Below are 229 nucleotides of genomic sequence, written 5' to 3'. Positions count from 1 at the left end.
CACCGGTGCCGACCGTCGCGATATAACGCTTGTCGGTCAGGTTGGTCACGCTGCCCTCGATCGAGAAGCCGCCCCATTCCGCCGGGAAGCGATAGCCGATACTGGCATCGACCAGCACGCGCCCGTCGACCGACTGGTCGTTCAGATAGGTGTAGTAGCGCTTCGACATATAGTCGGCACCGACCCGACCGAAGACGCGGCTGTCGTCATAGACCAGTTCGCCCTTTAC

General features: G+C 61.6%; 1 protein-coding gene. It reads right to left on the bottom strand.

Features of this window, described 5'->3' with window-relative positions; all coding sequences use genetic code 11:
• Positions 1 to 229 (bottom strand): hypothetical protein (locus AC3II9_RS22700; protein WP_489159055.1); only part of this gene is annotated, 229 nt, incomplete at both ends.

The organism is Lysinibacillus sp. RU7 (assembly GCF_057837305.1).
The sequence above is the reverse complement of the archived record's forward strand: the minus strand, read 5'-3'. Positions and strand labels throughout refer to the sequence as shown.